The organism is Kutzneria sp. CA-103260 (genome assembly GCF_018263855.1).
Classification (GTDB): Bacteria; Actinomycetota; Actinomycetes; order Mycobacteriales; family Pseudonocardiaceae; genus Kutzneria.
Genome location: NZ_CP073318.1, coordinates 3,627,324 through 3,639,216, shown reverse-complemented (window position 1 = coordinate 3,639,216; position 11,893 = coordinate 3,627,324). Strand labels below are relative to the sequence as shown.

General features: G+C 68.4%; 11 protein-coding genes. All 11 read left to right on the top strand.

The features are described 5' to 3' along the window. Positions 1–352: 352 nt before the first annotated feature. Positions 353–1,237, top strand: a complete 885-nt coding sequence (locus JJ691_RS15725) for a TauD/TfdA family dioxygenase (RefSeq protein WP_211769503.1) — start codon at positions 353–355, stop codon at positions 1,235–1,237. 4 nt (positions 1,238–1,241) lie between these two features. Continuing rightward, positions 1,242–2,363 carry a glycerate kinase family protein gene (locus tag JJ691_RS15720; protein ID WP_211769502.1) on the top strand — a complete coding sequence of 374 codons (1,122 nt, stop codon included), beginning with the start codon at positions 1,242–1,244 and terminating at the stop codon, positions 2,361–2,363. Next, entirely contained in the window at positions 2,353–3,480 is a 1,128-nt protein-coding gene (locus tag JJ691_RS15715) for an Ldh family oxidoreductase (protein ID WP_211769501.1), read from the top strand. The genes JJ691_RS15720 and JJ691_RS15715 overlap by 11 nt, the downstream gene beginning before the upstream one ends. Beyond that, entirely contained in the window at positions 3,480–4,337 is an 858-nt protein-coding gene (locus JJ691_RS15710) for an isocitrate lyase/phosphoenolpyruvate mutase family protein (RefSeq protein ID WP_211769500.1), read from the top strand. The genes JJ691_RS15715 and JJ691_RS15710 overlap by 1 nt, the downstream gene beginning before the upstream one ends. Further along, positions 4,334–5,449, top strand: a complete 1,116-nt coding sequence (gene aepY / locus JJ691_RS15705; protein ID WP_211769499.1) for a phosphonopyruvate decarboxylase — start codon at positions 4,334–4,336, stop codon at positions 5,447–5,449. Before JJ691_RS15710 ends, aepY begins: the two co-directional genes overlap by 4 nt. Further along, a complete protein-coding gene (locus tag JJ691_RS15700; protein ID WP_211769498.1) occupies positions 5,446–6,585 on the top strand; it encodes a phosphonoacetaldehyde reductase in 1,140 nt (379 codons plus the stop codon). Before aepY ends, JJ691_RS15700 begins: the two co-directional genes overlap by 4 nt. Before the next feature lie 21 nt (positions 6,586–6,606). Beyond that, the gene (locus tag JJ691_RS15695) at positions 6,607–7,716 is read left to right on the top strand and encodes a pyridoxal-phosphate-dependent aminotransferase family protein (protein ID WP_211769497.1); all 1,110 of its coding nucleotides are present in this window, start codon (positions 6,607–6,609) and stop codon (positions 7,714–7,716) included. Next, entirely contained in the window at positions 7,697–8,365 is a 669-nt protein-coding gene (locus tag JJ691_RS15690) for a CDP-alcohol phosphatidyltransferase family protein (RefSeq protein WP_211769496.1), read from the top strand. The genes JJ691_RS15695 and JJ691_RS15690 overlap by 20 nt, the downstream gene beginning before the upstream one ends. Further along, positions 8,362–9,546: a pyridoxal phosphate-dependent aminotransferase gene (locus JJ691_RS15685; protein ID WP_211769495.1), complete on the top strand. Its 1,185-nt coding sequence runs from the start codon at positions 8,362–8,364 to the stop codon at positions 9,544–9,546. Before JJ691_RS15690 ends, JJ691_RS15685 begins: the two co-directional genes overlap by 4 nt. A 13-nt stretch (positions 9,547–9,559) precedes the next feature. After that, on the top strand, positions 9,560–10,288 hold the full coding sequence (locus JJ691_RS15680) for a phosphocholine cytidylyltransferase family protein (RefSeq protein ID WP_211769494.1): 729 nt from the start codon (positions 9,560–9,562) through the stop codon (positions 10,286–10,288). Positions 10,289–10,514: 226 nt separating this feature from the next. Then, positions 10,515–11,819 carry a hypothetical protein gene (locus JJ691_RS15675; protein WP_211769493.1) on the top strand — a complete coding sequence of 435 codons (1,305 nt, stop codon included), beginning with the start codon at positions 10,515–10,517 and terminating at the stop codon, positions 11,817–11,819. The last annotated feature ends 74 nt before the right edge of the window (positions 11,820–11,893 follow it).

The window sequence follows — 11,893 nt, the reverse complement described above, 5'->3', positions numbered from 1 at the left end:
GATTGGCATGCAAATCCGCAGCCAAGCCCCCCGGCTGGCCGCATGGGTCTTGCGCCAACGCTTCATACCAGCTTCCCGTAGAACTCCCTGACTGTCAAGGTCTTCGTAACCTCACATTCACCTGGATGGTGGAGTGGCGACACCGTTCCGGTCGGTACAGTCGGATCTTCCTGTGGGGGACATCGCTAGGGGGGCGAACAGCACGGCGAGCGCCCGTGCTGTTGCCTGCGCCAATTCAAAGGTCGCGCGGGTTCATCTGACTGTTAGGCCTCGCCCTGTTTCCATCGGGCGGGGAGGCTTCCCTGAGTGCCTCCATGGTCGTGTGCTCCATAGCCTGTGGAGGTGAACTCGCTTGGATTTTGAGCGGCAACGACACAGATGGTCAGATGGCTTCCTGGCCGCTGTTCGGCAGCGAAGGTTCGATGGCCGGGCGGCCCAGTCCGAGCGCGAGAGAATGCGGACACTCGTGCGGGACCATGTTGAGGCGGGCGCCGGATTCCTGATCATGACGGGCCTTGACGCGGCCGAGCAGGACACCTACGAGCAGGTGCTGTTGTGGGTGTCCGACGCGTTGGGAACCGTGATGGCGCAGGACAAGGCCGGCACTCGGGTCCGGGCCGTGCGCAACCGGGGCACCACGATCGGCCAAGGCAAGTCGGCCCGCTACGCGGACTCGCGGCACGGGGGCCACCTGCACACCGACGGTGCGGAGCGTCCGTTCCCGCTGCCGGACTACTTCACCCTCCTGTGCGTGCGGCCGGCGAAGACCGGCGGTGCGTTGAGGCTTGTTCCGGTGGAACGCATCCGGGCTCGCCTGGCCGACCGGCCGGACGTGCTTGCCGTGCTCGAGCAGGACTTCCACTTCGACCGACGCGGCGACCAGGCGCCGGGCGAGCAGGCCACGGTGCGCAAGCCGGTGTTGTTCACGACCGACAACGACAAGCACGCGGTGACCTATCTGCGGCAGTACATCGAGATCGGGCACAGCCAGCCCGGCGCCGAAACGTTGACGCCCGCGCAACGCCGTGCCCTTGACGCGTTCGACTCCGTGCTCGAGGACCCGGCCAGCGCCATCGAGGGCCGGATGGCCGCAGGTGAGCTCGCGGTGTTCAACAACCTGCGGATCCTGCACGGCCGGACCAAGTTCGACGACCACGCCGACGCCGCCCGGGCGCGGCTGCTCTACCGAACATGGATTCAACGAACGCCGGCCGTCCACGACACCGACGGGCAGTGATCGAATGCGGGTTCTGGTCGCGCCCAACGCGTTCCGTGGTGGTCCGGGCGCGCGATGGGTGGGCGAAGCGCTGACAAGCGGACTGATGCGGTCCGGAGTGGTCGGCAGCGTGGTGACGACACCGCTGTCGGACGGCGGTGACGGCGCCCTGGACGTCGCGGCCGAACTGCTGGGCGGCACCCGCGTCCGGACGATGGCCGAGGATCCCCTCGGCGCGCCGGTCGCGGCGGAATACCTGCTGGCCGATGACGGAACCGCGTTCGTCGAGACCGCCCAGGCGAGCGGACTGCGGCTGGTCGCAGCCCGTCCCCGGCAGCCCCTCGTCGCGAACACCAGGGGGACAGGGCAGCTGATCGCGCATGCGGTCCGGCGTGGTGCGACCAGGGTGGTCGTCACGGCGGGCGGAACAGCCTCGGTCGACGTCGGCGCCGGCGCCCTTGCCGCAATGGGGGTTCGCTTCCATGACGCGTCCGGCCGATTGCTCACGCCCGCGCCGCGAGACCTCGTCCACGTACGGCGCGTGGACACCGGTCCCGCGCTCGACCTGCTTCGCGACGTGCGTGTCGAAGTGCTGAGCGACGTCTCCACCCCGCTTCGGCACAACATCGAACGGTTCGGCGCGCAGAAAGGGATCACCCCGTCGGACGCGGCGGTGTTGCGCCGAGGGCTGGACGCGGTGCTGGCCGCGTTCGGCCGTGCGGGAGAGACCTTGGGGGCCAAGCCGTTCTTCGGCGCGGGCGGCGGCCTGGCAGCTGGTCTGCACGCGGTGTTCGATGCGCCGGTCAACCATGGCGGTGAGTACTTTGCCTCGCTGGCCGGGCTGGCCGGCCAGATCGAGCGCGCGGACCTGGTGCTGACGGCCGAGGGCCGGTTCGACCGCGGGTCGTGGGAGGGCAAGATCCCAGGACTGGTCGCCACGATGGCCATGGCGCGGGGCAAGCGCGTCGTGATCATCGCCGGCGAACTGGCCGTGCCCCCCGGCGATCTGCCCGAGGGTGTCCACTGCGTGGAACTGGGGCTCGAACCGCCGACACCGGCCAACGCGGAGACAGCTGAGCGCTGGCACGCGTTCGAGCGCGCGGCCCAATCGGCCCTCGACTGTGGAGTGATGCCGCATGCGCGTTGACCACCGATCACTGCGTGAGTTCACGTCTCGGTGCCTGCTGGCCGTTGGGGTGTCCACAAAGGATGCGACGGTGGTCGCCGACGTCCTGGTGGCAGCGGACCTGCGTGGCGTCGACAGTCACGGCGTGGCCAGGTTGCGCCGGTACGTCGACGGGGTGCGTGACGGCGCGATCCGCCCGGACGCCAGGACCACCGTCCTGGCTGAGACGGCGGCGACGGTGGCCCTGGACGCCGGCAACGGACTGGGACAGCCGGCCTCGTGCACGGCGGTTGACATGGCCATAGCGAAGGGCGTCGAGACGGGGGTCGGGATGGCGACCGTACGCCGGTCGAACCACTTCGGCATCGCCGGCTACTACGCGCTTCGCGCGGCCAGCAGGGGCTTGTTCGCCATAGTCGGCACCAACGCGTCACCTCAGGTGGCTCCCACCAACGGCGCCGCTCCCATGTTCGGCACGAATCCACTCGCGGTCGCCTTTCCGACCGATGCCGACCGGCCCTTCGTGTTCGACGCCGCGACCAGCGTCGTCCCGCGCGGAAGGCTGGAACGCCTGCACCGTGAAGGTGGGGACATGCGAGCTGGCTGGGCGGTCGACCCGAACGGCGAGTCGACCACCGACATCCCGAGGGTGGTCGACGGCCTGAAGGCCCGAGCGGGATACGCCCTTCTTCCGCTGGGTGGCTTGGGGGAGTCGCACGGCGGGCACAAGGGATACGGTCTCGCGACTGTCGTCGAACTGTTTTGCGGACCGCTGGCGGGCGCTCGGTGGGGACGCCACGTCTACGGCGCCGAAGGCGCCGGGCTCGGCCACTTCTTCCTCTGCGGTCAGGTGGCCGCGTTGACCACCGTGGCGGACTTTCAGGCCGAAGCCAACCAGATGTTCGACGAACTGCGGGCCTCGCCGAAGGCGCGCGGGCAGGACCGCGTCCTGATCGCCGGCGAACGCGAGCACGAGACCGAGCAGCAACGGCTGGCGACTGGCATTCCGCTCAGACCTGCTGTTGTGACGGACCTGGCCCGCATCGCGGACCAGTGCGGTGTGGTGCCTCTCGGCCCGATGCCGATGTCCCGGAGCGGGCTTGGCGCGCATGGCGAGAACACCGATGAGGGGGATTGATGAACAGCACGACGAAACTCCGTGAACTGATTGTCGGCCGGCGGATCGCCCGGCTGGCCGGAGCCCATGACCCACTGAGCGCGAGCCTGGTGGAGAACAGTGGTTTCGACGGGGTGTGGGCCTCCAGCTTCACGATCTCGGCGGCCAACGGCCTGCCCGACATGAGCCTGCTGACGATGACCGACTACCTGGAGGCGGCCGGCCGCATGGCGGCGGTCTGCTCGGCGCCGATCCTCGCCGACTGCGACACCGGCTTCGGTGGCGTCCCCAACGTCGCCTACCTGGTCCAGCGCTACGAGGCGGTCGGCGTCGCGGGGGTCTGCATCGAGGACAAGGTTTTCCCCAAGACGAACAGCTTTGTCGACCAGCAGCAGGAGCTGCTCGACGTCGACGAGTTCGCCCGGAAGATCGAAGTGGGCAAGAACGCGCAGCGCGACCCGGACTTCGTGCTCGTGGCGCGCACGGAGGCGCTGATCACGGGACATGGCGTGCCAGAGGCGCTGCACCGCGCCCATCGCTACGTCGACGCCGGCGCCGACGCGATCCTGGTGCACTCGAAGAAGAGGTCCCCACGGGAGGTGATCGAGTTCCTCGACGCCTGGCAGGGGCGGGCGCCGGTGATCGTGGTGCCCACCACCTATCACGACTGGCACTTCACGGACGCGGAGAACGCCGGCGTGTCCCTGGTCATCTACGCCAACCATGCCCTGCGGGCCGCGGTCAGGTCGATGTCCCAGGTGTTGAGCAGCATCGAGTCATCCGGCGCGTCCACCGCGGTCGAGGACCTGATCTCGCCGGTCTCCGAGGTGTTCGAGCTGACCCATCTCGACAAGTGGCTGCACCTGGAGAAGCAGTGATCGGCGCGGAGGAGTTCGCCGCGGCGCTGCTGGCACAGGACTATCGGTTCTTCTCGGGTGTCCCCTGCTCCCGGCTGGCCGGCCTGGTCTCGGTCCTGTCCAGCCGCGAGGGCCGTTATGTCCCGGCGGCCAACGAGGGTGCGGCCCTGGCTGTCGCCGCCGGCGCACGGATGGCCGGCACACGGGCAGCGGCGCTGATCCAGAACTCCGGTCTGGGCAACATGGTGAATCCGCTGACCTCCCTGGTGCTTCCCTACGAGATCCCGGTGCTCGTGGTGGTGAGCCTCCGCGGTTGGCCGGCGGGGACGGACGAGCCGCAGCACAGCGTCATGGGACGCACGACCGTGCCCATGGCCGGTCTCTACGGGGTGTCGAGCATGCTTCTCGGGCCGTCGCTGGATTCGTTGGCGGAGGCCCTGGCCGGCGCGCAGAAGGCGGATGCGGACGGTGAGCCGTTCTTTTTGTTGGTGCCGAAGGGGACAGTGGGGTCGGCCGAGCCGGCCCCAGCCCCCGTGAACGGTGGGCTGAGCCGGGCCGACGTGGTTCGGATGGTCTCGGCGCAGGCTCGTGACGCCGCGATCTACAGCACGACCGGATATACCTCACGCGAGCTGTTCGCTGCCGCCGACCGGCCAGGCAACTTCTATATGCAGGGGTCCATGGGACATGCGCTGGCCCTGGGGCTCGGGACGGCACTGCACCGACCGGATCGACGCGTTGTCGTCCTCGACGGTGACGGCGCGGCGCTGATGCACATGGGCACCATGTCGACCGTGGGCCACCTCGCTCCGGCGAACTTGCTGCATGTCCTGCTGGACAACGGAACTTACGGTTCCACCGGAAGCCAACCGACTACCTCCGCCACGGTGGACTGGCCGGCGTTGGCCCGCGCCAACGGCTATCGCGACGCCTGGTGGTGTGCCGACGGCGCCGAACTGCCGGCCGTGCTGAACAAGGCCCTGACGGAACCGGGACCGTGTCTGGTCGCCGTGCGGATTCGGGCAAGTGAAACCGATGTGCCGCCGCGGGCGAGTGCGGAACTGCCGCTTCCCGGCATCCGCGCCAGGTTCGAGCACGAGCTGGCCGTCGCGCGTGGAGGACAGATGGGATGACCGATGTGGACGATCAGCGTCAGGTCGAGGTGATCGAGGGCGCCGGAGTCGCCGCGAGACTGCCGGTGGTGCTGCGAAGAATGCAAGCCCAGCGCGTTCTCGTGGTGGCGACGCGAAGCGCGGTGCGTCGTACTGGCGCGGCCGGGTGGCTGGCGCGCCACACCCACGACTACTTCTACGATGTGGCACCGAATCCGCAGGCCATGGACGTTGTCCGAGGCGCACGGGCCGTGGTGCGCTACCGGCCGGATGTCGTGATCGGCATCGGTGGCGGTTCCACTTTGGACACCGCGAAGGCCGTCCGACTGCTGCCGACGACCAGGAGGGAGGCCGAGCGGGTCCTGCGCGGGGTGGACCCGATCCGGGCGGCGAGGCCGCCGAGGCTCGTGGTGATCCCCACGACGGCCGGCCCGGGCAGCGAGGTCACGGCTTTCGCCACGATCTACCTCGGCAGCCGAAAGTACTCACTGGACCATCCGGCCGTGAAGGCGGATGTGGCGCTGGTCGATCCGATGCTCACGCACACGTGTCCGCCGATGCTGACCGCGCACTGCGCACTCGATGCCACCGCGCACGCCATCGAGTCGTGGTGGTCGCCGCGCGCCAGTTCGTCGTCGCGAGAGCTGGCTCGAAGTGCGTTGTCGCGCTTGGCTCCCATACTGAGAAAGGGCTTCCGTGACACCACAGCCCGGCAGCGCGAGTTGCTCAGCAACGCCGCGGTCGCGGCCGGTCACGCGATCGACTTGACCCGCACGACGGCGGCGCACGCCTTCGCGTACCCCACAACCGCACAATTCGGCGTGCCGCATGGGCTCGCGTGCGCACTGCATCTGATCTGGCTTCTGCCTTTGACGCTCGGCGCACTCGACAGCGGGCCGTCGAGTTCTCGTATGACAGCGGAGGAGATCGAACACATGCTCACGCTTCTCGGCGCGCGAAGAGCTGCCGATTCCGGAACCGCCTTCGCGCGGCTGCTGCGTCAGGCCGGGTGCCCGACCCGGCTGGGCGAGGTCGGGGTCCGCGCCTCGGACCTGGAGTCGATGTTCGATGAGGCGCTGAGCAACAGCCGCGCGCGAAACCATCCGATCGAGCTGCGCCGGGACTCGGTTCTCGGCTTGCTGCGATCCCGGTTGTGAGCGATCGAGGGGAGACCCCACGTGGACACCGTCAACCTTCGGATTTCCGGTCCGACACCGTTGCCGCCAAGAGTCCGGGCGGCCCTGTCCACCGACATGGTCAGCCACAGATCGGCGGCGTTCCGGGACGTCCTCGCCGAGGTCCTCGGGGGTCTCGCGCCCGTTTTCGGCGGTCCGGCGACCATTCTGCCGTTCACCTGCTCGGGCACCGGTGGACTTGAGGCGGCCGTGGTCAACACGGTGAGCCCAGGACAACGGGTTGTCGTGGTGTCAATCGGGTACTTCGGCCGGCGAATGGCCGAGATCGCCCTGGCGGCCGGCCTCGCCGTCGAGTTGGTCGAGGCGCCGTGGGGCCGGGCGGCTGATCCCGGTGACCTGGAGGCCATGCTCCGGCGCCACCGTGACGTGGCGGCGGTCCTGATCACGCACAACGAGACGTCCACCGGTGTGCTGAACCCGATGCCCGAGCTGAGTCGGGTGGTGCGCGAGTGCAGCGACGCGTTGCTGGTCGTTGACGTCGTCAGCAGCCTCGGTGCGACACCGGTGCTCATGCGGGACTGGGGAGTCGATGTCGCGGTCGGAGTCAGTCAGAAGGCCCTGATGGCGCCACCTGGGCTGGCGCTGCTCGGCGTGAGCACGCGGGCCCTCGACGCGGCCACGGCGAACTCGGCTCGTCGGTACTACTTCGATTTCACCGCGATGGCTCAGGCCGTCGAGGAGAACACGACCACCTACACCCCCGCCATCCCCGTTTTCCATGCGCTCCGGGAGTCATTGCGGATGATCGCGGATGAGGGCTGGGACCAGGTTCTCGCCCGGCACCAACGGCTTTCCGAGCAGTGTCGCGGCGGGCTGGCCGACCTGGGGCTGGCACTCGCGGCCGACCGGCCGCACGCCTCTCCGACCGTGACGTCCTTTTTCGTGCCCGCGCAGGTGCGGGCCAGTGACATCCGGGAGCGGATGGCGGTGGAACACAGGGTGCAGGTCGCGTCGGGGCGGGCGACGTGGAAGAACAGCGCGCTTCGTGTCGGCCACATGGGATACGTCAGCGACGGGGAGGTCGCGCAGGTGCTGGACGCGCTCGGCGCGGTGCTCGAGAAGGGGAGTGTGCGTGGTGGCCGGCAAGCCTGACGACCTGAAGGCAGCTGCGGATGGCGCCTACTGTCGGCTCGTGCAACGGCGCCTGTCCGGCCTCATTTCACCGGTGCTCGCGCGTCGGTTCGGTCCGAATATGGTGACCACGTTCGACCTCATCGTCGGTGTAGCGGCCGCTGCCTGCATTCTGGTCGGCCAGCTGCTGGCCGGTGGATTGTTGATACAGGTCTTCGGCGTGTTGTCCTGCTCCGACGGGGAGGTCGCCCGGATACGGGCGGAGACGTCGGCGATAGGCGACTTCTACGACACGATGACGGACCGGATCGTCGAAATGGCCCTGATCATCGCCATCGCCGTGCGGCTGTACTCGTCGATCGGCGCCGAGGCGCTGTGGGTCGGCCTCCTGACGCTCGCCGGCGCCCTGTTGCTCGCGGTGAGCTCCGAGAAGTTCCACTCCGCGTTCGGCGTGCGCTATCTGAAAGCGCATTGGGAGAAGCCCTTCATCTGGATCAGCGCGGGCAGTGACGCCCGAATGCTGGTGCTGACCGTCATTCTTGTCATGTGGGCGGCGTGGGGACCAGGTCCCGCGCTGGTGGTTGCGTGGGTTCTGGTCGGCGCGATCGGCCTGAATCTGGTGGCACGCGGGTACCGGGTCAAGTCCATCGCAATGGGAGGCTCGTCATGAACGGTGCGCTTCGTGCGCTTGCCCCCCATTCGTCGAAGCGGATCTCGGAGTACGCTCAGCGTCATCCGGGAACGGTCGACCTGACCGTCGGCCTGCCGGCGTTCGGTCCGCCGCGGTCCTTCAACGAGCGGTTGGCCATGGTGTCGAGTGGTCCCAGCGGCAGCGCTCGACCCGAGGACCGTTACGCGCACTCGAGGGGCGCGATCGAGCTTCGCGCGGCGATCGCCCAGGTGTACAAGTCGGAACAGGGAATCGACCTCGATCCGGACTCGCAGCTGCTGGTCACCAATGGGGCGGCGGGCGCGCTCTGGATCGCGGTTCTGACGTTGACCGAACCCGGCGACGAGGTTCTCCTCGCCGACCCGGCCTACATGATCTACCCGCCGATGATCGAGCTGCTGGGGCGGCGTGTGGTCCGCGTCCCGACCAGCCCGGCCGACGGCTTCCTCCTGCACGTCTCGGACCTGAACAAACACCTCACCCAACGCTCGCGGGTGATCGTGGTGAACTCGCCCGGCAACCCGACCGGCAGAGTGTCCAGCGGGGACGAGCTGGCCGAGCTCTGCGCCTTCGCGGCCGAGCACGGTCTGTATGTGGTCCATGACGAAGTGCTCGACCGCTTCGCCTACGGAATTGAGCATCGCTCGGTTATCGCGCTGGACCGCCACGGCCTCGGCGTCGCGGTCAATGGCCTGTCCAAGCGGTTCGGCATGTCGGGATGGCGAATCGGATGGATGGCCGGCAGTCCGGCGGTCATCGCCGAGGCGGCCAAGGCGCACACGTTCTTCATGCTCGCGGTGAGTCATGCGGTGCAGTTGGCGGCCGCCACGGCTTTACTCGACCCAGAAGCGGACAACGAGGTGTCCGCTCATGCCGTGGAGATACGTCGCCGCGGCGAGCTGTTCCTGGCCGACCTCGCCCAGATTCCCGGTCTGGGTGAGACGGCACTTCCCGACGGTGGGTTCTACGCTTTTGTCGACGTAGGCGAGTTCGCACGGCTGCGAGGCATTCGTGCGCAGGAGTCGATCGGCGCCGCCGTGGCCGACTACCTGCTTCATGAGTGTGGTGTGGCGGTGGTGCCGGGAACGGCGTTCGGCCGGGCGGGCGAGAGCTTCGTCCGAATGTCGTTCGCGGGCAGTTCGGAGCAACTCGACCGTGCGATAGAGAGGCTGGCAGGGTGAAATGGGGCGTGAGATGAGAGTGATCATCCCGGCGGCCGGGGTCGGTTCGCGGCTGCGGCCCTACACCGAGGAGGCGCCGAAGGCGCTGGTGCCGATCGCCGGCACGCCGCTGATCTGGCACACCATGAGGCGGCTGGCCAAGGCGAAGGTCTCGGAGGTGGTGGTTGTCTGCGGCTACATGTCCGAGTTGCTCCGGGCGTCACTGGTCGCCTGCCCGGACGCGCCGCCGCTGCGGTTCGTTGAGAACCCGGACTTCGCCAGCACCAACAGCATCGTGTCGCTCGCGCTGACCAGGCCGTTCTGGGACGAGCCGTTCTGCGTGATCGACGGGGACGTGCTGGTCAGCTGCGACCTCTTGCGGCGGATGCTCGACTCCCCGCGAGATGTGCTGGCCGTGGACACAAGCAAGTCCTACGCGGACATCGACATGAAAGTCCGGATCCAGGACGGCCGAGCCGTCGACTTCGGGAAGGACCTTGAACCCTCGGCGCGCCAGGGCGAGTTTTTCGGCGTGAGTCGGTGGAGCGGCGCCAATGCGGCCCGGTTCTCGTCGGCCATCGATGAAATGCTGGCCGAGGGCCGGGTCGGTGACTGGTACGAGTTCGCCATGCGGAAGCTGGCGATCGAGCGCGGGCTGGACGTGCTCGACGCGACCTCCAGCGAGTGGGCTGAAGTCGACTCCGCCGAAGACATCCCCGCCGCGACCACCCTCGTCGAACGCGACGAGGTGAGTTTCCGGTAGCGCTGCGACCGACTCCGGGCCGGTTGGCGCCGTCCCGGAGTCGCCGTCCTCAGTCGAGGGACAGGCGGTGGCCCTCGGCCCCGGCGCCAGGAGTAGCAGCACTCGGGGACTCTCGGAGCCGCCCGCCGACGCGATCTCGATAGGACGGCAGGGTAGAACAAGGCCAACCATGACTGGCGCTCTCGCCGTTCAGTCTGACGTAGGGAGCACGCCTTACATTGTCGGCATGACCATCACCGTTGGGGTCGTACTGCACGCGAGGAGCCGTCCGGTCTTCGAGGCGGCGGCCAGCACGCTGACCGGGGTGACGCTGCGCTGGGCGGTCTACCCCACCGATGCCGACATTCCCGCGGCCGCGGCGGATCTGCTCGGCGGTGAGCGGCTGGACGGTCTGCTGCTCGGTCTGCTCCCGTACGACGCGTGCCGGCAGCTGTGGCCGCCGGAATTGCCGATAACGGTCATCCGACCGTCGGCTCTGTCGCTCGCACTGGCGTTCTCGGCGGCGCGGGAGCGCAAGCTCAAGCCGACGGTCAGCATCGACACCTTCGAGCCGGACACGGTTTCCGAGGTGACGACGGCGCTCGGGTTGCGCCCCAGCCAGGTGCACTCGCTGCCGTACCGGCCAGGACAGCCGGCGCCCGAGATCGTTCAGCACCACCTGGGTGTGCTGCGGCGCGGCGGACACGTGATCACCTCGCGGTCGGAGGTCGCGAACCGGCTGCGCGGAAAACTTCCGGTGGTGCAGAGTCTGACCGTGCCTTCGACCGTACGGGCCGAGCTGAATGCCCTGACGCTGCGGATCAGGTCCCAGTGGGCCAACGAGTTCCGGTTCGCTGCCGGGGTTTTCCTGGTGTCCGACCAGCCGAGGGACCAGGACGTGGACCGCGCTCGCGTCGGCCTGACCACTCTGCTGGTGAACACGCCCGAGTTCGCCGACGCGTGGATCGAGAACCGAGGTCGGCGTGGGCTGGTTGTGTTGGCGCACAAGGCGTTGTTCGACGACGTCACGCACAACTGGGTTACTGTCCCGGTCCTGGACCGAGCCGACGAACAGTTGGGCGTCCGGGTCGCGGCCGGTTTCGGCATCGGCGGATCGGCCCGCACGTGTGTGGCGCTGGCCGAGCGGGCGGCGGCGCGGGCCGAGGCCGAGGGGCAGCCGGCCGCCTACCTGATCGAGGACACCGGCGTGATCATCGGCCCGATGACCCGTGACGGCCGGCCAACGGAATTCACCCTGCGCGACCACGGTCCTGAGCTGGAGACGCTGGCTGGCCGGGTGGGGCTCAGTCCGGCGACGTTGTCCCGGCTGGTGTCCGTGGAACGGCGGCAGCAGGGGCAGACGCTGTCGCCGAGCGAGCTGGCGAACGCGCTGGGCATCACCGATCCCAGCGGCCGGCGGCTGGTGCGCAAGCTGCTGTCCGCCGGCTTGATCGTTCCCGACGGCAGCGCGCAGACCCACCGCAAGGGCCGGCCGACCACGCTGTACCGGTTGGGCATCGATCGGGCGCTGTCAACGATCCTGGATACATAAATCGAGGGCCATTGACCGGGCTCGCGGTTCGGGCGCATCCTGCTTGGGCAACAAACGAACTATTTACGAGCATA